Origin of the sequence: Knoellia pratensis, assembly GCF_042666395.1 — a bacterium.
Taxonomy (GTDB): domain Bacteria; phylum Actinomycetota; class Actinomycetes; order Actinomycetales; family Dermatophilaceae; genus Knoellia; species Knoellia pratensis.
This window is the reverse complement of the sequence record NZ_JBHTDJ010000002.1, coordinates 470,611-489,630: the sequence shown is the minus strand read 5'-3', so window position 1 is coordinate 489,630 and position 19,020 is coordinate 470,611. Positions and strand designations below refer to the sequence as shown.

Annotated in this window: 21 protein-coding genes; 13 read left to right on the top strand and 8 right to left on the bottom strand. The window is 68.9% G+C overall.

Annotated elements, in window-relative coordinates; genetic code table 11:
* The first annotated feature begins 20 nt into the window (after positions 1 to 20).
* From ACFQRE_RS09475 to ACFQRE_RS09465, 3 genes are all read left to right on the top strand, one after another.
* Positions 21 to 1,388 carry a cation:dicarboxylate symporter family transporter gene (locus tag ACFQRE_RS09475; RefSeq protein WP_380121505.1) on the top strand — a complete coding sequence of 456 codons (1,368 nt, stop codon included), beginning with the start codon at positions 21 to 23 and terminating at the stop codon, positions 1,386 to 1,388.
* A gap of 135 nt (positions 1,389 to 1,523) precedes the next feature.
* On the top strand, positions 1,524 to 1,973 hold the full coding sequence (locus tag ACFQRE_RS09470; RefSeq protein WP_380121503.1) for a hypothetical protein: 450 nt from the start codon (positions 1,524 to 1,526) through the stop codon (positions 1,971 to 1,973).
* The gene (locus tag ACFQRE_RS09465; protein ID WP_380121501.1) at positions 1,970 to 2,317 is read left to right on the top strand and encodes an ArsR/SmtB family transcription factor; all 348 of its coding nucleotides are present in this window, start codon (positions 1,970 to 1,972) and stop codon (positions 2,315 to 2,317) included. The genes ACFQRE_RS09470 and ACFQRE_RS09465 overlap by 4 nt, the downstream gene beginning before the upstream one ends.
* On the opposite strand, the gene ACFQRE_RS09460 is transcribed toward ACFQRE_RS09465, so the two are convergent.
* The gene (locus ACFQRE_RS09460) at positions 2,280 to 3,224 is read right to left on the bottom strand and encodes a LysR family transcriptional regulator (RefSeq protein ID WP_380121499.1); all 945 of its coding nucleotides are present in this window, start codon (positions 3,222 to 3,224) and stop codon (positions 2,280 to 2,282) included. The genes ACFQRE_RS09465 and ACFQRE_RS09460 overlap by 38 nt on opposite strands.
* 49 nt (positions 3,225 to 3,273) lie before the next feature.
* Between ACFQRE_RS09460 and ACFQRE_RS09455 the strand changes: the two genes are divergently transcribed.
* The 7 genes from ACFQRE_RS09455 to ACFQRE_RS09425 all read left to right on the top strand — a co-directional run bounded on the left by ACFQRE_RS09455 (position 3,274) and on the right by ACFQRE_RS09425 (position 10,348).
* A complete protein-coding gene (locus tag ACFQRE_RS09455) occupies positions 3,274 to 4,119 on the top strand; it encodes an alpha/beta fold hydrolase (protein ID WP_380121495.1) in 846 nt (281 codons plus the stop codon).
* The gene (locus ACFQRE_RS09450; protein WP_380121493.1) at positions 4,116 to 4,931 is read left to right on the top strand and encodes an LLM class flavin-dependent oxidoreductase; all 816 of its coding nucleotides are present in this window, start codon (positions 4,116 to 4,118) and stop codon (positions 4,929 to 4,931) included. The genes ACFQRE_RS09455 and ACFQRE_RS09450 overlap by 4 nt, the downstream gene beginning before the upstream one ends.
* A 99-nt stretch (positions 4,932 to 5,030) precedes the next feature.
* Positions 5,031 to 5,645 carry a TetR/AcrR family transcriptional regulator gene (locus ACFQRE_RS09445; RefSeq protein ID WP_380121491.1) on the top strand — a complete coding sequence of 205 codons (615 nt, stop codon included), beginning with the start codon at positions 5,031 to 5,033 and terminating at the stop codon, positions 5,643 to 5,645.
* Positions 5,642 to 6,646 carry an NADP-dependent oxidoreductase gene (locus ACFQRE_RS09440; RefSeq protein WP_380121489.1) on the top strand — a complete coding sequence of 335 codons (1,005 nt, stop codon included), beginning with the start codon at positions 5,642 to 5,644 and terminating at the stop codon, positions 6,644 to 6,646. The genes ACFQRE_RS09445 and ACFQRE_RS09440 overlap by 4 nt, the downstream gene beginning before the upstream one ends.
* A complete protein-coding gene (locus ACFQRE_RS09435) occupies positions 6,643 to 7,506 on the top strand; it encodes an alpha/beta fold hydrolase (protein WP_380121486.1) in 864 nt (287 codons plus the stop codon). Before ACFQRE_RS09440 ends, ACFQRE_RS09435 begins: the two co-directional genes overlap by 4 nt.
* A 59-nt stretch (positions 7,507 to 7,565) precedes the next feature.
* Complete coding sequence (locus ACFQRE_RS09430; protein ID WP_380121484.1) at positions 7,566 to 8,276, top strand: SDR family oxidoreductase; 711 nt, start codon at positions 7,566 to 7,568, stop codon at positions 8,274 to 8,276.
* 71 nt (positions 8,277 to 8,347) lie between these two features.
* Entirely contained in the window at positions 8,348 to 10,348 is a 2,001-nt protein-coding gene (locus tag ACFQRE_RS09425; RefSeq protein ID WP_380121482.1) for a thioredoxin domain-containing protein, read from the top strand.
* On the opposite strand, the gene ACFQRE_RS09420 is transcribed toward ACFQRE_RS09425, so the two are convergent.
* Positions 10,339 to 10,767, bottom strand: coding sequence for a winged helix-turn-helix transcriptional regulator (locus ACFQRE_RS09420; RefSeq protein ID WP_380121480.1), 429 nt, complete (start codon positions 10,765 to 10,767; stop codon positions 10,339 to 10,341). The genes ACFQRE_RS09425 and ACFQRE_RS09420 overlap by 10 nt on opposite strands.
* Positions 10,768 to 10,858: 91 nt before the next feature.
* On the opposite strand from ACFQRE_RS09420, the gene ACFQRE_RS09415 reads away from it, so the two are divergent.
* On the top strand, positions 10,859 to 11,680 hold the full coding sequence (locus tag ACFQRE_RS09415) for an NmrA family transcriptional regulator (RefSeq protein ID WP_380121477.1): 822 nt from the start codon (positions 10,859 to 10,861) through the stop codon (positions 11,678 to 11,680).
* Here the strand turns inward: ACFQRE_RS09415 and ACFQRE_RS09410 are convergent.
* The 5 genes from ACFQRE_RS09410 to ACFQRE_RS09390 all read right to left on the bottom strand — a co-directional run bounded on the left by ACFQRE_RS09410 (position 11,677) and on the right by ACFQRE_RS09390 (position 15,856).
* Positions 11,677 to 12,516 carry a PhzF family phenazine biosynthesis protein gene (locus ACFQRE_RS09410; protein ID WP_380121475.1) on the bottom strand — a complete coding sequence of 280 codons (840 nt, stop codon included), beginning with the start codon at positions 12,514 to 12,516 and terminating at the stop codon, positions 11,677 to 11,679. The genes ACFQRE_RS09415 and ACFQRE_RS09410 overlap by 4 nt on opposite strands.
* 24 nt (positions 12,517 to 12,540) lie before the next feature.
* Positions 12,541 to 13,308, bottom strand: coding sequence for an FAD:protein FMN transferase (locus tag ACFQRE_RS09405; RefSeq protein ID WP_380121473.1), 768 nt, complete (start codon positions 13,306 to 13,308; stop codon positions 12,541 to 12,543).
* Positions 13,305 to 13,748, bottom strand: a complete 444-nt coding sequence (locus ACFQRE_RS09400; RefSeq protein ID WP_380121470.1) for an FMN-binding protein — start codon at positions 13,746 to 13,748, stop codon at positions 13,305 to 13,307. Before ACFQRE_RS09400 ends, ACFQRE_RS09405 begins: the two co-directional genes overlap by 4 nt.
* Positions 13,749 to 13,782: 34 nt before the next feature.
* Entirely contained in the window at positions 13,783 to 15,207 is a 1,425-nt protein-coding gene (locus ACFQRE_RS09395; protein ID WP_380121468.1) for a ferredoxin reductase family protein, read from the bottom strand.
* A 73-nt stretch (positions 15,208 to 15,280) separates the two neighbouring features.
* Positions 15,281 to 15,856 carry a histidine phosphatase family protein gene (locus ACFQRE_RS09390; RefSeq protein ID WP_380121466.1) on the bottom strand — a complete coding sequence of 192 codons (576 nt, stop codon included), beginning with the start codon at positions 15,854 to 15,856 and terminating at the stop codon, positions 15,281 to 15,283.
* A gap of 33 nt (positions 15,857 to 15,889) precedes the next feature.
* Between ACFQRE_RS09390 and ACFQRE_RS09385 the strand changes: the two genes are divergently transcribed.
* Together ACFQRE_RS09385 and cobF are read left to right on the top strand one after the other, a co-directional pair.
* The gene (locus ACFQRE_RS09385; protein WP_380121462.1) at positions 15,890 to 17,326 is read left to right on the top strand and encodes a cobyric acid synthase; all 1,437 of its coding nucleotides are present in this window, start codon (positions 15,890 to 15,892) and stop codon (positions 17,324 to 17,326) included.
* Entirely contained in the window at positions 17,323 to 18,123 is an 801-nt protein-coding gene (gene cobF, locus ACFQRE_RS09380) for a precorrin-6A synthase (deacetylating) (RefSeq protein WP_380121460.1), read from the top strand. Before ACFQRE_RS09385 ends, cobF begins: the two co-directional genes overlap by 4 nt.
* Here the strand turns inward: cobF and ACFQRE_RS09375 are convergent.
* Positions 18,120 to 18,821 carry a 4a-hydroxytetrahydrobiopterin dehydratase gene (locus tag ACFQRE_RS09375; protein ID WP_380121458.1) on the bottom strand — a complete coding sequence of 234 codons (702 nt, stop codon included), beginning with the start codon at positions 18,819 to 18,821 and terminating at the stop codon, positions 18,120 to 18,122. The two genes, cobF and ACFQRE_RS09375, sit on opposite strands and share 4 nt — an antisense overlap.
* Positions 18,822 to 19,020: the final 199 nt, after the last annotated feature.

Below are 19,020 nucleotides of genomic sequence, written 5' to 3'. Positions count from 1 at the left end.
TCCCGACCCAGGAGACACCCGTGACCGACAACGTCGTCGTACGGCCCGCACGCCGGGACCGAACCCATTGGCTCTACATCGCCGTCATCATCGCCATGATCGCCGGCATCGCCGTCGGGATCATCGCCCCGGAATTCGGGGTCAAGCTCAAGTGGATGGGCACGGCCTTCGTCAACCTCATCAAGATGATGATCAGCCCGATCATCTTCTGCACCATCGTCCTCGGTATCGGCTCGGTGCGAAAGGCCGCCCAGGTCGGCAAGGTCGGTGGCCTCGCCCTCGGCTACTTCCTCACCATGTCGACCGTGGCCCTCGCGATCGGCCTCGTGGTCGGCAACATCGTCAAGCCCGGCGCCGGTCTGCACCTCACCGACGAGCTCGCCTCCAGCGGCCAGAAGGCCGTCGGCGAGGAGCACACGTCGACCGTTGACTTCATCCTCGGACTCATCCCCGACACCCTCGTCTCGGCGCTGACGTCCGGATCGGTGCTCCAGGCGCTGCTCGTGGCACTGCTCGCGGGCTTCGCCCTGCAGAAGATGGGACGCGCCGGTGAGCCGATCCTCAACGGGGTCAAGCACCTCGAACGGCTCGTCTTCCGGCTCATGTCGATGATCATGTATGCCGCCCCGATCGGTGCGTTCGGAGCGATGGCTGCCGTCGTGGGAGCCACCGGTTGGGAGGCGCTGAAGTCGCTGGCGCTCATCATGATCGCCTTCTACATCACCTGCGCGATCTTCGTCTTCGTCATCCTCGGCTCGCTGCTCAAGGCCGTGACAGGCATCAACGTCTTCAAGTTGCTGCGCTACTTGTCTCGCGAGTTCCTGCTCATCCTCTCGACGTCCTCTTCCGAGTCCGCGCTCCCCCGCCTCATCGCCAAGATGGAGCACATCGGTGTTTCGCGTCCGGTGGTGGGCATCACTGTCCCGACGGGGTATTCGTTCAACCTCGACGGCACGGCGATCTATCTCACGATGGCTTCGCTCTTCATCGCCGAGGCCCTCGACAAGCCCTTCGGCCTGGGTGAGCAGATCTCCCTGCTCGTCTTCATGATCATCGCGTCCAAGGGCGCTGCTGGCGTGACCGGCGCCGGGCTGGCGACGCTCGCCGGCGGACTGCAGTCGCACCGCCCGGACCTCGTCGACGGTGTCGGCTTCATCGTCGGCATCGACCGGATGATGAGCGAAGCACGGGCCCTGACGAACTTCGCCGGGAACTCGATCGCCACCATTCTCATCGGCCACTGGGTCGGGGAGCTTGACCGACCCCAGCTCGACCGGGTCCTGTCCGGACAGGATCCGTTCGACGAGGCCACGATGGTCGACGACCACGAGGACCGCGAGGACGGCGACCTCGTCGGCGACCCGGACTCACGCACCGTCGGTCACTGAGCACACGACTGCCCGCCGCTGCGTCCCTCGGGACGGGCGGCGGGCAGCTCGCTGTGCGCGTGCAACCTGACAGTTGCACTTTGCGCTTGTCTTGTGCAACTCTGTTGTTGCACATCAAGACCGACCGGAGGAACCATGAGCACCGACCAGGCACAGGACACCATCACCCGCGAGATCGAGATCGACGCACCGCTCGCCATCGTGTGGGAGCTCGTCTCCCAGCCGGGCTGGTGGATCAATGACGGCTCGATCGTCGACAACGCCATTCAGGAGAAGGACGGCGTCTGGCACGTCACCAACGACACACACGGCACCTTCCCCCTCCTCATCGAGGGCTCCAACGAACCGAGCCACGTCGCGTTCCGTTGGGCGCCGTGGGATGAGCGCGCTGTCGAGGCGGGGAACACCCTCGTCGAGTTCTTTCTCGAGGGCCTCGAGGACGGACCCGTCACGGTGAGCGTCGTCGAGAGTGGGTTCGCCTCGATCGACCTCGCCGCCGGGAAGGTCGCCGAGAACTACCGCGACAACGAGTCCGGCTGGGAGACCGAGCTGGGTGCCCTCAAGACGCACCTCGAGGCGCCATGAGTCGGACCCCGCCACTCGAGGACGCCGCGACGAAGGTGTTCGCGGCGCTGGCCGACGGCACCCGTCGCTCCGTCCTCGACTCGCTGGCGAGCCGCGAGGTCGCCACGGCCACCGCTCTCGCGCAGGGTCTGACGATCACCCGCCAGGCGGTCCTCAAGCACCTCACCGTGCTCGCCGACGCAGGACTGGTCGAGTCCGCCCGCACCGGCCGTGAGGTGCGCTTCCACGTCCGACCGGAGCCGTTGCGTCACACGGCGACGTGGCTGGCGAGCCGGGCAGACACCTGGGACGACCACCTGTCGGCACTCAAGGTCGAGGCCGAGAAGCGGGCAGGGCGAGCCTGAGCTCTGCCACGAGCTGCTCACCCACGTCGACCGAGAGCTCGCGCAGCCGCAGAGCCAGCGGCGAGAGCGTCCCTCGCGACAGCAGGTGCACGACCCGGTCGGGCACTGCGGGCTCCAGCCGGTGGAACGTCAGGGCATCATCCGCGCGCTGGCCCCAGACCGCGAGCACCGGCATGACGGCGACACCGAGGCCCGCCCGGACCATCGAGGTGACCCCCTGGTTGTCGGCCGTGCGGAAGACGATGTCCGGGACCACCCCGGCGGCAGCGAAGGCACCTTCGACCACGGCCTGGTCGCAGATCGGTGGGAGCGCGACCATGGCTCGGGCATCGAGGTCGGCGAGGTGGACGGGCCCGGGGGCGAGGACGCCTCGGGGAGCCAGCACCACGTGCTCGTCCCTGAAGACCTCGACCCTGTCGGCGTCGTCGGGTCCAGCGCTGTCAAGGAAGACGAGGTCGAGGGAGTCGAGGGGCGGCTCGTCCGTCTCGTCCTCGAACAGCCGGATCTCGGCGTCGGGGTGCTCGGCTCGCAGCCGCTCCACGACCTCGGGCAGGAGCACGTTGGTCACGGTCTGGAAGGTTCCGACGTCGACCCGTCCACCGCCCGCGTGGAAGCGGTCGATGCTGTCGCGGGCGGCCCTCTCCCCTGCCAGCAAGGGCTGCCCCTGTGACAGCACCAGCCGACCGAGTGGGGTGATGAGTGGTCGTCGGGCTCCGCCGGGTCGGTCGAAGACGGCGCCACCGACCCGACGCTCCAGCGTGGCGATCTGCTGGCTCAACGACGACTGGGTGTAGCCGAGCTCGGCAGCGGCCCGGCCGAACGTCCCGAGGCGGGCGACGGCGTCGAGGGCGGCAAGGAGCCGAAGGTCCAACATCGCGCCAGTATCGCCCCAGACGATCATGGCCATCAAGAACCATCGCTTTTCACGACAGCGGTGCCGTCCTAACGTCATGGGCATGAACCCCGAAACGATGATCCCGGTCGGCGACGTCGAGCTCTGCGTCCAGACGTTCGGCGCCCCCAGTGACCCCGCCATCCTGCTCATCCACGGTGCGTCCGCATCGATGATCTGGTGGGAGACCGAGCTGTGTGAGTGCCTCAGCAGCCCCGGTCGCTTCGTCATCCGTTACGACCAGCGCGACACGGGACGTTCGACGAACGACCCGGCCGGCCACCCGGCATACGACATGAACGACCTGGCCCTGGACGCGACCGGCATCCTCGACGCGCTGGGGCTTGAGCCGGCGCACGTCGTCGGGCGGTCGATGTCCGGTGGGACGGCGCTCGTCCTCGCTGTCGACCACCCGGAGCGGATCGAGACGGTGACCTTCATGTCGACGACTCCTGGCGATCCGGGCCTCCCGCCGCCGACGCCCGAGTTCATGGAGATGATCGACAATGAGACCCCCGATCCCGCGGACCATGACGCGTGGGTCGACTACATCGTCAGGGCCATCCGCACCTACGCGGGCACGTCGCCCCTCTTCGACGAGGAGCACGTGCGCGCTCTGGCCCAGCTCGACGTGGTCCGGACCCGTGACGTGTCCAGCACCAGCAACCACTTCGCCATCGAGACCCCCGGGCCGACCCGCGGCGGAATCGCCGACGTGGCTGCACCGGCCCTCGTCGTCCACGGCGAGCTCGACCCGGTCTTCCCCCTCCCCCATGCCCTCGCCTTTCGGGAGGCGCTCCCCCACGCATCACTCCTGGTCCTCGAGGACGCGGGGCACGACCTCCCCGCCGAGCGCTGGCCGGAGTTCATCGAAGGCCTCGTCGCCCACACGGATCGGACGCGGCGATGAAAGCCGGCGTCTGGCTACCGCTGTTCGACGAGCTCGCCGACCCGCGGGTGATCGCAGATCTCGCAGTCGAGGCTGAGGCTGCCGGGTGGGATGGGTTCTTCGTGTGGGACCAGATCGCTTGGCGCGCACCGGTGGTGGCGGTGGCTGACCCCTTGGTGTGTCTCGCGGCCGCGGCCACCGTGACCTCTCGGATCGCCCTCGGGCCGATGGTCAGTCCGCTGGCCCGGCGCCGCCCGACGAAGCTCGCGCGCGAGACGGTGTCGCTCGACCGGTTGAGCAACGGCCGCCTCATCCTCGGGGTCGGTCTCGGCAGCGACCGGTTCGCGCAGGAGTACTCGCGCACTGGCGAACCCGTCGAGGACCGGACCCGCGCCGAACTGCTCGACGAGAGCCTCGAGATCCTGCGGGCCGCGTGGACCGGCGAACCCGTCCACCACAGCGGCGCCCACCACCTCGTCGACAACCTGACGTTCGAGCCCAGGCCGGTGCGCGGCACGATCCCCGTCTGGGTCGCCGGCTTCCCGGGGAACCTGCGACCGCTGCGCAGGGCTGCCGCTCACGACGGCTTCTTCCCGGTCAACCTCACCGCCGCGGACCAGCTGGCCGAGGCCGTGGACCGCGTCAAAGGTCTGCGGGAGGACCCGTCGCGCCCCTTCGACGTCGCCATCGACCTGGCGCCCGGCACGGACCCTGCGCCGTGGCTGGCCGCGGGCGCAACCTGGGTCCTCACCGATCTCGACCCGACGACCCTGCGCCTCGCCGATGTGCGGGCCATGGTGCGCGAAGGCCCTTACGCCCCCACGCCAGGGTGAGCCTGACGCCCCCCGGGCTCACACACTTTCGCTTGGGCTTGATTGAATTACGACCATACTGCTATCTTCGATGCAAGGCCCCCAGAGGAGATGCGCAACATGGCGAGATACGGCACGGACCACAAGGAGGCGACCCGGCGCCGGATGATCGAGACTGCTGGACGACGTTTCAAGAGCGACGGCCTCGATGGTTCGGGGATCTCCGCACTGGTCGCCGATGCAGGTCTGACGAATGGCGCCTTCTACGGGCACTTCTCTTCGAAGGACGACCTGATCGCCCACGTCGTGGGTGCTCAGCTCGCAGCGCAGACCGCGCGGATCGCGGCTCTGCCTCCCGGAAGGGAGTCGGTTCGGGACTTCGTGAACGAGTACCTCTCACCAGCCCATCGGGACGACGTCGCCAGCGGGTGTCCGTCAGCGGCCCTCCTGGATGAGATCTCGCGGTGTGACGAGACCATCCGCCGCGCCTACACGGACGGCGTCCGCACGCTCATGGCGGCCGTTGGTCGCCTCTTGGACTCGGGCGACGAACAGGAAGCGAACGCACGCGCGGTCGGCCTGTTGTCTCTGCTGGTCGCCTCGTTGCAGGCCGCCCGCGCCGTGACCGACCGCGAGCTGTCCGAGCACATCCTGTTGGCGTCGCGGGCCAGTGCCATGACCCTCGCCACCGCCCCACTCCAGCCCGCTACCCCCATCGATCAGGACTCGGCATGAAGGCATTCACTGTCACGAGGTACGGCCCCACCGGTCTGGAGGCGGCCGAGATATCCGCACCCGATGTCGGTCCCCATGACGTGCTGGTCGACGTGCGGGCAGCAAGCATCAACCCGCTCGACAAGATGGTCCGCAACGGTGAGTTCAAGCAGCTCCTCAGGTACAAGCCCCCCTTCGTCCTCGGCCACGACCTCGCCGGCGTCGTGACCCGGGTCGGGGCCGACGTCGCGAACTTCACGATCGGCGACGAGGTGTACTCCCGCCCACGCGACCTGCGGATCGGCGCCTTCGCCGAGACGATCGCGATCGACGCAGACGATGTCGCCCTCAAACCGACCTCACTGTCCTTCGAGGAAGCGGCCGCCGTCCCGCTCGTCGCACTTGCGGCCTGGCAGGCCCTCGTGGACGTTGCCGGTGTCCAGGCAGGTCAGAAGGTACTGGTCCACGCCGGCGCCGGCGGCCTCGGCTCCACCGTCATCCAGGTGGCCAGACACCTCGGGGCACATGTCGCCACCACCGCGCACACCAAGGACATCGACAAGGTTCGCGCCCTCGGCGCCGACGAGGCCATCGACTACACCACCACCGACTTCGCCGACGTCCTCTCCGGCTACGACGTCGTGCTGGACTCTCTGGGTCTGAGCAGCCTGGAGAAGTCGTTGACCGTGCTCAAGCCAGGAGGACTGGCCATCAGCGTGGTCGGCCCGCCCGACCTGGCCTTCGCGACCCAGCTCGGCCAGCCCCTCCTCAAGCCGGTCCTCGCCTTCATGAGCCACAAGGTTCGCAGTCGGGCCAAGAAGCTGGGCGTGCGCTACTCGTTCCTCTTCATGAGGGCCAGCGGCCCGCAGCTGAAGACGTTGGCCCGGCTCTACGACGACGGAACGCTCCGACCCGTGCTGGATCGCTCCTTCCCGTTCGCCGACACCATCGAGGCGATGGCCTTTGTCGAACAGGGCCAGGCCAACGGCAAGGTCGTCGTCACGCGGGGGAACGCCGCATGACTGGGCTCGACGGCAATGAGCCGGTCATCACGTCATACGCCCTGGCCCCGAGTCGGGCCATCGCCGTCGGCGGCACGACGTACGCGTACCGCGAGCTGGGCCCCAGGGGCGGCATCCCCGTCGTCTTCTTCGTGCACCTCGCGGCGACGTTGGACAACTGGGACCCGCGCATCGTCGACCCGATCGCGAAGAACCGACACGTCCTCGCCTTCGACCAGCGCGGCGTCGGTGCCTCGACCGGCAAGGTCCCCGACACGCTCGAGGAAGCCGCCGACCACGCCTACGAGCTCATCAGCGCGCTCGGTTTCGAGAAGATCGACATCTTCGCCTTCTCCATGGGCGGAATGATCGCGCAGGACCTGATCGTCAAGCACCCTGACCTGGTCCGCAGGCTCGTCCTCACGGGCACCGGTCCCCGTGGCGGCAAGGACATGGACAAGGTCGTGGGCACCACCTACTGGGACATCCTCCGCGCGACCCTGACCCGGTCGGACCCCAAGGAGTTCCTCTTCTTCAACCGCAACGCGACCGGCAAGCCCGCCGCGAAGGCGTTCATCGAGCGACTCCAGGAACGCACCCTCGACCGAGACCAGCCGATCGATATCAAGGCCTTGCGGACCCAGCTCAAGGCGATCCAGAAGTTCGGCCGGTCCGCCCCCTCGGACCTGTCGGCCTTCACCCAGGCGACGCTGATCGCCAACGGCGACAACGACCGCATGGTGCCCTCGGTGCTCTCCGAGGACCTGCACACTCGCATCAAGGGAAGCGAGCTGATCATCTATCCCGACTCCGGCCACGGCGCGATCTTCCAGTTCCACGACCGGTTCGCCCCGGTTGCCGCCGAGTTCCTCGCTGGCTGAAACCCATCCGACCGTCCCACGTGAGCATCTCGCCCACCGCGCTCAAGGAGCCCCTACCCATGACCCCTGCCACAATCTTCGATGTCGTCCTTGTGACCGGTGCGAACGGAGGGCTCGGCACACACTTCGTGGAGCAGGCCCTGGCCCGCGGCGCCCGAACCGTCTACGCGACTGCCCGCACACCACGGAAGTGGGACGACCCGCGCGTCATCCCGCTCACCCTCGATGTCACTGACCCCGCATCCGTCGCAGCAGCAGCGGCCACCGCCTCGGACGTCACGTTGGTCATCAACAACGCCGGCGGCGCCAACGGCGCGAGCGTCCTGCATGACTCCCCCGCATTGCGGGACCTGTTCGAGGTGAACTTCTTCGGGCCACTCGCCGTCGCCCATGCCTTTGCCCCGGCCCTCGCCGCCAACGGCGGTGGTGCCCTGCTCAACGTCCTGTCGGTCCTTTCCTGGATCGGCGTCGGTGACGGCTACAGCTCCACCAAGGCGGCGCTCTGGTCGGCCACCAACACGCAACGACTGGCCCTCGCCAAGCAGGGCACTCTCGTGACAGCCCTCCATGTCGGCTACACCGACACCCCCATGACGGCAGGGCTGGACGTCACGAAGAACGACCCAGCCGACATCGTGCGGAAGGCCTACGACGGTGTCGCCGCGTGTGTGTTCGAAGTGCTCGCCGACGATCTCTCGGTGCAGGTGAAGGCTGGTCTGGCCGGACCCATCGAGTCGCTCTATCCCCAGCTCTCGAACCCGCAGGTCTGACCTCACAGGGGCCCTGTCTCGACGTCCCTCCTAGGCTGGGCTGCACGTTCCGATCGTCAGGAGTCATGGGAATGGCCAATCGGCTCGCGCAGTCCACCTCGCCCTACCTCCTCCAGCACGCCGACAACCCGGTCGACTGGCGGGAGTGGGGTCCCGACGCGTTCGCGGAGGCCCGTCGCCGTGACGTGCCCGTCCTGTTGTCCGTCGGGTATGCCGCGTGCCACTGGTGCCACGTCATGGCTCACGAGTCGTTCGAGGACGTCGGTGTCGCCGACGTGGTCAACGCGAATTTCGTTGCGGTGAAGGTGGATCGCGAGGAACGTCCCGACGTCGACGCGGTCTACATGAATGCCACGACCGCGCTGACAGGCCACGGCGGTTGGCCCATGACCTGCGTCCTCACCCCCGACGGAGACCCGTTCTTCGCCGGGACCTACTTTCCCCGTCAGCAGTTCCTCGCCCTGCTCGCCAACGTGACGAAGGTGTGGACCGAGCAACGCTCCGACGTGCTCGCTTCCGGGGCGCACATCGCGGGGCAGCTGCGCGAGCTGACGGCACCCGCAGCGACGACGTCGATCACGCCCGAAGCGCTCGCAGGCGCGGTGACGAACCTGCGGCAGACCTACGACCCGGCGCGTGGCGGGTTCGGCGGGGCACCGAAGTTCCCACCGTCGATGGTGCTCGAGTTCCTGATCCGTCACCATGCCCGCACGGGCGACGCCGACGCCCTGGCGATGGCGCGACGAACCTGCGACGCGATGGCCCGCGGTGGCATCTGCGACCAGCTCGCTGGCGGCTTCGCGCGGTATGCCGTGGACGCCGACTGGGTTGTTCCTCACTTCGAGAAGATGCTCTACGACAACACCCAGCTCCTGCGGGTCTACACGCACCTGTGGCGCTCCACCGGCGATCCGCTGGCCCAACGGATCGCCTGTGAGACAGCGGAGTTCATCATCCGCGACCTCGGCACTTCGGAGGGCGGGTTCGCGTCGGCCCTTGACGCCGACACGGTCATCGACGGTGTAAGTATCGAGGGCGCCACCTACGCGTGGACGCCGATGCAGCTGGTCGAGGTGCTCGGGTTCGAGGATGGAGCTCGTGCGGCCGAGCTCCTGTCCGTGACCACCGAGGGCACCTTCGAGCACGGCGCCTCGACGCTCCAGCTGCGGGCCGACCCGAAGGACGCGGTGTGGTGGTCGGGAGTCCGAACCCGTCTGCTCGACGCCCGTCGCGGGCGCGCGCAACCGACCCGCGACGACAAGGTCGTCACCTCCTGGAACGGCCTGGCCATCGCAGGTCTCGCGGACGCCGGCGTCCTCCTCGAACGACCTGACTTCGTCGAGGCCGCTGTGCGGTGTGCGGAGTTCGTCGTCGCCACCCACGTGGTCGACGGACGGCTGCGCAGGGCCTCACGAGACGGCGTCGTGGGCGCTGCCGCAGGTGTCGCCGATGACCACGGCAACCTCGCCGAGGGGCTGCTCGCCCTGCACCAGGCAACGGGAGACCCCCGCTGGCTGGCGCAGGCCGGCACGGTCCTCGACGTCGCGCTCACCCACTTCCGTGACACCGACGGCGTGGTCCACGACACCGCGGACGACGCCGAGCAGCTCTTCACCCGCCCGCGCAGCCAGGCCGACAACGCCGAACCCTCAGGCGTCTCGTCCCTCGCCGGTGCCTGGCTGGCGTATTCGGCGCTCACCGGTTCCACCCGTCACCGCGAGGCGTCTGACGACGCGTTGTCGAACGTCGGCACTCTGGCCGCCCGTGATCCGCGCTTCGCTGGCTGGGCCCTCGCCGTGGCCGAGGCGTCCGTGGTCGGGCCGCTGCAGGTGGCCATCGTCGGCGACGGACCCACTGCCGAGGCCTTGCTCGCGACGGCCCGGGCCAGTGCATCACCCGGGCTGGTCATCGCCCGCGGCGCCCCGGGCGCCCCCGGCCAGCCCCTGCTCGAGGCGCGCCCGCTCAGGGCAGGGAAGCCGACGGCATACGTGTGCCGTGGGTTCGTCTGCGACGCACCCGTGACCGACGTCGAAGAGCTCGCAGAAGCGCTGGGACGCGAGTCTCAGCCCTGAGCCGGGGGGCGGGCGTCGTACTCGGCGCGAGCCGATGCGATGCTGCTGCGATGCGCCAGGGACCAGTCGGCCAAGGCCTTCACGAGGTGGGTCAGGCTCGTTCCGGTCGCGGTGAGGCGGTAGTCCACCTGGGCCGGAACGGTGGGATACACGGTCCGTAGGACAAGCCCGTCTCGTTCGAGCCGCCGCACGGTGAGCGTGAGCATGCGCTGAGAGATCCCGTCGATCGCACGCTGCAGCTCCCTGAAGCGCCTCGGTCCGGAGGCGAGCTCGACGACGACGAGAACCGACCACTTGTCCCCAACACGATCCAGGACGTCGCGGATCCCGCAGTCCGGGTGCTCGCCGCGCCCGCACGGGTCCAACAGGGCGGCCCCGTCTGTGACCTGCAGGGTCACATCGGTGTTCGTCGCTGACATGAAAGTGCCTCCTTGTGGCGTCCACGCGTAGGGCTGAGGATCGGGTCGGTGACCAGAGCGGTCACCGAAGAGAACCACGTCTGGAGAACTCATGATCCTTGTCACCGGCGCCAGCGGCCAACTCGCGAGTCGGATCGTCACCCACCTGCGCACCGCGGGGGCCGACGTCGCCGAGGCCAGTCGAAGCTCGACAGGCGGTGGCCGCGTCATGGACTTTGACGCGCCGGCGACCATCAACCTGAGCGGTGTCGGCACGCTGGTCCTCGTCTCTGCCGGGTATGCCGAGGACGACGTGGTCCTTCGTCGGCACGCGGCCGTCCTCGATGCGGCTCACCGTGATGGCGTCGGGCACGTGGTCTACACGAGCCTGGTCGGTGCCGGCGACCACCTTGGATTCGCCCTGGCGCACCGCGCCACCGAGGAGCTGCTGCGGAGCAGCGGACTGGGCCGGACCGTGATGCGCAACGGCCTGTATGCGGAGCTCGTCGGCGCGCTGCTGTCCTGGCAGGGAGGTGTTCTCGAGTCGCCCTTCGCACAGGGCTTTGTCGCCGCACCCACGCGGGACGACCTCGCCCGCGCCACCGCCCGGGTCGCCCTCGACCCGACCCGCCACGACGCCCTCACCTATGAGCTGACCGGTCCTCCGTTCACGGTCGAGGATGTCGCTCGCCGCCTCGAGGCACCCGTCAAGGACCTGTCCCTGGGCGTCTATCGTGAGCGGCTGCTCGCGTCATCCGGGCTCCTGCCCTTCCAGGCGCCCATGCTTGCCAGCATCGCCACGTCCATCCGGCACGGCTTCCTGGCCGAGCACGGACCAGACCTGGCCGGACTCCTGGGTCGTGACCCGGCCAGCGGGGTGGAGCTGGCCGCCGAGTCGGCCTTGGCAGCGCGCCACGACAGCGCCCTGGTCTAGAGGTCGACGCTGCCCTCGATGCGGGTCACGGCATCGCCGGAGACCCAGACCTCGCCGTCGGCCGCCTCGATGTGGACACGCCCGTCGCGGCCGATGACCGACCCCTGGCGCGCGACGTAGCTGTCAGGCACGGCGCCCGTACCGATGAGCCACTGGGCGAGAGCGGCATTCGCGCTGCCGGTGACCGGGTCCTCCCCGAAGTCACGGCCATCGGCATAGAAGGCGCGAACCTCCACATCGGCGCCGAACTCGGTCGCGCGGGCGTTGTCGTGGCGGCCGATGACAGTGACCTTGAGGTCGGCGAAGGCGGCGATGTCGGGGACCACGTCGATGACGGCTTGAGCCGAACCGAGGTCGACGCCGACCCAGCCGGGTCCGTTGTCGGCCCAGGCCATGTCGACGACGGCGGACTCGTCGATGGCCAGCGCACGGACGATGCGGGCCCTCAACTCCGCGTCGACCGCACCCGAGCGAGTCATGGGCGGTGCGGCGAATCCGAGTCGTGGTGCGCGACGCACGGTGACGAGCCCTGCGCCGCACTCCTGGATGACGGCGTCGCCGCGCGGCGCTCCCCCGGCCTCGAGCCAGGCGTGGGCGCTGCCGATCGTGGGGTGCCCGGCGAAGGGCAGCTCACCGCCGACGGTCCAGATGCGCACCTTGTAGTCGGCGCCAGGATCCGTCGGCGCGCTGAGGAACGTCGTCTCGGACAGGTTGGTCCACCGGGCGAAGTCCGCCATCTGCGAGTCGCTCAACCCGTCGGCGTCATGGACCACGGCGAGCGGGTTGCCGAGCCACGGCTCGGAGCTGAAGACATCGACCTGACGGAAGGGCAGCATGCGCCCATCCCAACACACTGTGCGTCAGAGAACGAGCAGCCGGTATGCCGGGTCGCGGGCTTCCAGCAGACGTTCCGTTGTCGTCGAGTCGACGAAGGCGGCGGTGGCCCAGACATCGGCCCACAGGAGTTCGGGGCCACTAACTGTGGCTGAACCGGATCGCGAGATGCCCTGTCCCGTGAGCGGATCGACGATGTGCGCTCCCCTGGCCGCGGACCCGGAGGTGGCGATGGCTCCCCGAGTGAGGGTCACGATCTCAGCCACCTCGCTGCGGTCACGCGGGTTCTCGATGCCGATCCGCCACACGGGTTCTGAGTGCAGCATGCCGCGGCCGGTGCCGACGACGATGTCGCCTCCTGCCCCGATGCTGAAACCGATCTCGGGAACGGTCTCGAGGTGGGCTGCCGCGTTGGACACCGCCCAGCCCTTGACCAGTCCCGTGGGATCGAACGTGGGACGACCACCGTCACGTGAACGCCAGGCCCGGAAGAGGCCAGCGGTGCGGTCCTCGGCCTCGAGGCAGAGCTCCGTGACCTCGGCCAGCCATGGGTGGGCGCTGTCGACATCGAGCTCGCCGTGCTGGAGACGAAGGAGGTCGCTGTCCGCTCGCCAGGTGCTCAGCACGCGGTCAACGCGATCGAGGTGGGCAAAGACGCGGCCCGCAGCGGTTTCGATCTCCGGGCGTCCCGGGTCGAAGGCACGCACGTGGATGCTCACCGGCATACCCATGATCTGGCGGACGAAGACCCGTCGACGGCTCGCCGTGCGAACCGAGATCTCGGCGGTGTTCACAGGCCCGCCTGGTCGAGCGCGGACTGGAGGGATTCGACGTAGCCCTGCGAGGTGAAGGTCGCGCCGGACACCATGTCGATGCCGGCGCTCTGCGCCGAGACGGTCTCGTCGGTGAGGATCGGGACGGCGCGCGAGTTGATCTCCTGGTCGCGGTGGTCCTGCCAGGGAACCTCGGTGACCGTCGCGGCCGTGATCTTGCCGTCCGCGACGGTGATCTGGACCTGGACGTCGCCGAAGCGGGTCGACGCGGCGTCACCGGTCCAGGTCTTCGAACTCGAGGACGTCGTGCCCGACGAGGACGAGCCGGCCGCAGCGACGGTGCCGTCGTTCGCTGGTGCACTGAGGCTCGTCGTCGTGCCGGACGAGGTGGACGTGTGATAGCTGAAGAGCAGGACGAGCATCGTCGCCGTGCTGGCGAGCCAGAGGGTGATGCGGCGCATTGGAACTCCGTGCGGGTGGGTCGGGAGGAGGGTGTCAGTACGTGAAGCGTTCGAGGTGGATGTTCTCGGCGGGCACACCGGCGGAGGTGAGGGCGCTGTGGGCGGCGTCCATCCAGCCGGCTCCACCGCAGACGTAGACGTCGTGGTCGTGGACGTCCGGCACGAGGTGGCGCAGGGCGTCGGCGTCGGTGAGGTGGGAAGCCGACATCGGAAGCCAGGTGGCCCGGTCGGGGATCCGCGCCCCGTCGATGACGAGGTAGCGCGCTCCCCGTGCGGCCGCAAGACCGGCCACCTCGTCGGAGAGCACCGCCGAGTCGACGTCGTGGACGCGGTGAAGGAGGGTGACATCGCCCGGGGTCTGCTGGAGATCCTCGAGCAGCGCCCGCATCGGGGTGATGCCGATCCCGGAGGCCATGAGCAGGACCTTGCGGCGCGTGCGCACACCTTGGTGCAGCCGTCCGTAGGGACCCTCCACGAGGACGCGTGTCCCCGGTCTCAGGCTGGCGAGCCGGTGGGTGCCGTCGCCCACGTGGGCAGCCGTGAAGCGCAAAGTCGTCCCGTCCGGTGCGGCCGACAGGGAGTAGGGGTGGGCTCGGGTCCAACCCGGCCCATCGAGGAAACGCCACTGGAAGAACTGCCCTCCGTGGGCGGCGAGTCGCGAGGCCCCCGGACCCGCGACCGTCACCGTTGTGACATCGACTGAGTCGCGACGAACCTCGGTGACGCGCAATGGTGCTCGCCACGAACGCTCGAGCGGGACTGCGAACCGGAAGACGAGGACGGAAGCTGCGGCGACGGCATACAGGGTCCACCAGAACCACGTCGCGACGGTTGACGCCGTGAAGTCCTGTCCCGTCCAGAGCTGGTGCGGCAGGGCGAGACCGGCCCCGAGGTAGCCGTAGAGGTGGATGAGGTGCCACGACTCGTAACGCAGGCGGGCGCGCGCCTTCTTGATCGACGTGACGACGACCATGACCAGGGCCGCGGTCCCCGCCACGGAGAGCAGCACTCCCGGGTAGTTGACGACGAGGTCCCAGGTCGTGCCCCAGAGACCGAGCGACGAGGAGGCCGCATAGCCGAGCACGATGAGGCCGATGTGCCCGAGCATGAGGTTGAACGACGTGAAGCCGACGAGGCGGTGGGTGCGCGCGAGCTCGTCCTGGCCCCAGGCCTGTTCGAACCACGGGATGCGGGCCATGAGGAGCACCTGGACGAGGAGCAGGGCCGAGGCGATGAGCCCGGTGAGGCGGCCGAGCGAGATGAGTCCGTCGCCGAGAGAGCCGAGGTCCTGGATGCCGCCGTGGGCGACCCAGAGGGCGGTCACCGCGACGAGCAGTGCCCACAGCGCCACCCCCGACGCGTCGCGCCACCAGCGGGGCACGGGAGCGGGCATCCGGCGGGCCGCCGGGGCCGGGTCGTTCGGCGCGGCCCGGTGGATGCGCGGTGTGGTCATCGTCATGAGATGACTGTCGAGGTCACTCCTGTGCGCTGGCTGTGGAGCGGTCCTGAGGAGCCGGTGAGGTTGGCCGCAGTCAGGGTCGGCTGAGACTCGTCGAGACGACGGCGCCGTTGACGATCGGGTCCCACTCGACGTCCCGGTGCGAGCGGCCAGCGAGTCGGGCGAGCGCCACGCACGCCGTGATGCCGTGGGTGACCCAGACGACGTGGTCGTGTGAAGCGGTGAGGGCTCGGGCGATCGGGGCGGCCAGCCGTCGGTGGACGTCCTCGAGGCTCTCTCCACCGCCCCACTTCACCTCGCTGACGTGACGGCCATCATCGGTGTCGGGCGTCGCCTCGAGAGCGCTGGTGAGCAGCCCCTCGAGGTCGCCGACGGACTGCTCCCGCAGGTCCGGGTCGTCCACGACCCGCACGCCGAGGGTCCTCGCGATGACGTCCGCCGTCTGCCGGGCCCGCACGAGGTCGCTCGACACGACCGCGACCGTGCCGGTGACGCGCTCGGCAAGCAGGTCTGCGGCGGACTGGGCCTGCGCGCGACCGAGGTCCGTGAGCTCGGGGTGGGCGGTCTGCCCCTGGAGGCGGCCCTCGACGTTCCAGGTGGACTGTCCGTGGCGGACGAGGTGGAGGTGGCGGACGTGGAACGGAGGCACGCCGCAACTCTAGGGCTGCGTAGAATCCGCCAGGTGTCGGGACTGTTGGTGACGGGGACGAGCTCCGATGCGGGGAAGTCTCTCGTCGTCACGGCCCTGTGCCGCCTGTGGGCCCGTCAGGGCATCCGGGTCGCGCCGTTCAAGGCGCAGAACATGTCGAACAACTCGATGGTCTGCCGCGACGGGTCCGAGATCGGGCGGGCGCAGTACCTCCAGGCCCGGGCTGCTCGGGTTGAGCCCACGTCGGTCCACAATCCCGTGCTGCTCAAACCGGGGAGTGACCGTCGCGCGTTCGTGGTCGTGCGCGGGAAGCCCGCAGGGCAGTTGGTGGCTGGCGAGTACGCGACCGGTCGACGACACCTGGCCGAGGCGGCCTTTGAGGCCTTTCAGGAACTGTCAGGCTCGGTCGACCTCGTGGTGGCCGAAGGGGCAGGGTCGCCGGCCGAGGTCAACCTCCGGTCCGGCGACTATGTGAATCTGGGTCTGGCACAGCGCTTTTCGTTGCCTGCTCTCATCGTGGCCGACATCGACCGCGGCGGTGCCTTGGCAGCGTTGTTCGGCACGTGGGCTCTGGTGGATGACGCCGACCGACCGTTGCTGCGCGCCTATGTCATCAACAAGTTCCGCGGCGACCAGTCGGTGCTGACTCCCGGTCTCGACGTGGTGACCGAGCGAACGGGTATGCCGTGTGCCGGCGTCCTCCCGTGGCTCGAGGACGTGTGGCTGGACTCCGAGGACGCCCTGTCGATCGGCCGCTGGCGGCCCTCGACGGACACGTCGGGCAACCGGCTGTCGGTGGCCGTGGTGCGCCTTCCGCGGACCTCCAACGCCACTGACGTTGACGCTCTGGCCGCCGAACCGGGCGTCGATGTGCGCGTGACGACAGACCCTGATGTATGCCGTGAGGCGGACCTTCTCGTGCTGCCGGGGTCGCGCGCCACGGTGAGCGACCTGGAGTGGTTGCGGTCGAGCGGGTTGGCCGACGTCGTCGGGTGGCGTGCGTCGCGCGGACGACCGGTGCTCGGGATCTGTGGTGGCTACGAGATGTTGGCTCAGTGGATCGACGACCCGGTGGAGAGTGAGCACGGTGGGCGCGTAGCCGGTTTGGCTCTGCTGCCCACGACGGTGACGTTCCGGCCCGAGAAGGTGCTGGCGCGGCCGAGTGGCGAGTGGCGCGGCCATGCCGTTGAGGGCTACGAGATCCACCACGGGGTCGTGTCGGACGACCGAGCGTTCCCCGGCGGCACTGTCGAAGGCTCGGTGTGGGGCACGATCTGGCACGGCACCCTCGAGTGCGACGACTTCCGGCGCGCGTGGCTCACCGAGGTTGCGGCGGCGGCTGATTCAGCCTGGCGACCGGACGTGGCCGCCCTCGGGTTCGCGGAACGGCGCGAGGCCATGATCGATGCCCTCGCCGACGCCGTCGACGAGCACCTCGACCACCAGCTGCTTTTGGAGATGACCCGATGAGCACCGCTGCAGCAGAGAGCAACCCGCGTGAAGTCCGTGTCATCGGTATCGGCACCGGCTCCCCCGCCCATGTCACCGGGCAGGCCATCGCGGCGCTCCGTGAGTGTGATGTCTTCCTCGTGGCGGACAAGGGCGAGGTCAAGGACGAGCTCGTCGCCGTCCGTCGCCTCATCTGCGAGGAGTTCCTCGACGACGGGACCTATCGCATCGTCACGGTGACTGACCCGGAACGCGGGCCGGACGCGGAACGGGACAGGACGGCATACCGGACGGGTGTCGACGCGTGGCACGCAGCCCGCGCGGACCGCTATGCCGAGATCATCGAAAGTCTGCCCACGGGCGAGACTGTGGGCTTCCTCGTGTGGGGCGATCCGGCCTTCTACGACAGCACCATTCGCATCGTCGACGCGGTGGCGCGGCGGCTGCCGCTGCGGACCCAGGTCATCGCCGGGCTGTCGGCGATCCAGGTCCTCGCGGCCGAGCACGGCATCGTCCTCAACGGGATCGGACAGCCCGTGCACATCACGACCGGACGGCGGCTGCTCGGCGAGTGGTCACCCGAGTTGGGGACTGTCGTCGTGATGCTCGATGGGGCACTGCGGTGTCGTGAGCTGGTGGAGCGCGGTCCGGAGCTCACGATCCACTGGGGCGCGTATCTCGGTCTGCCACAACAGGTTCTGCGCGTTGGGCCGTTGGCCGACGTCATCGACGAGCTGGTTGAGTTGCGCACTCAGCTGCGTGACGAGCACGGTTGGGTGATGGACACCTACGCACTCACTCCCCCGTCGCTGGCCTAGGTCGCAGGAGACTCCGCGACGCACAGGACGCCCCTGTTGCCGTCCTGATCGGCGATCACGGTGAGTCCGGGCGCGTTGCTGTCGTCCACGATCGTCCCACCCGCAGCGACGGCGGCGGCGATGCGTTGCTCGGCCACTTGGGCCGGCACATAGACCTCGACGTGAAACTTCTGGCGCGCAGGGTCCTGCTCGTCCGCGTCCCCGAACCACAGATTGGGAACCCGTCCCGTGGCGTCCCGGATCTCGTCGCCGGGAGACCCGTGGCCCTGGGACTCGGCGTTCCCTGTCATCAGGGCGGCCCACACCGGGGCGATGGTCCCGGACTGGGCTGTGTCGAGGCCGAGCTCGACGACGCTGACCGAGGTTGGGTCGGCCCTGAGCTGGTGCTCGGCGGCGACCTCGGTGATCCGTCGAGCGAGGTCGACGTCCTGCTGGGTCGGCCAGGCGACGACGTATTCGGTGCCGTCTTCGTCGCGGTAGATGGCGTCGTCGGTGATGAGCTTGAGATCGACGTGGCCATGGCCGATCGACACGCTGGGGTGGTGTCCGGCTGAGTCGCCCACCTCGCCCACCGCAGCGACGAACCTCGCACCGGCAGCAAAGTCGTCGATGAGGTAGCGCGCATGCAGTCCCTGTGCCAGTTTGCGCCAATCGGTCAGTTTGGCCTCGGCGATCTGCTCGCCCCTGAGCATGTCCATGTTCAGGACCCTAGCGATGATTCACCGCCATTGGTCGACTTCGGGCCCCGCACGGACAACTCCGCGCTGCCGCGCCCCGCCGTCCTCATGTCCGTTTGGGGCACGAAGTGCGAGGCAACTCCAGCGCGACTTCGTGCCCCGCACGGACAACTCCGCGCTGCCGCGCCCCGCCGTCCTCATGTCCGTTTGGGGCACGAAG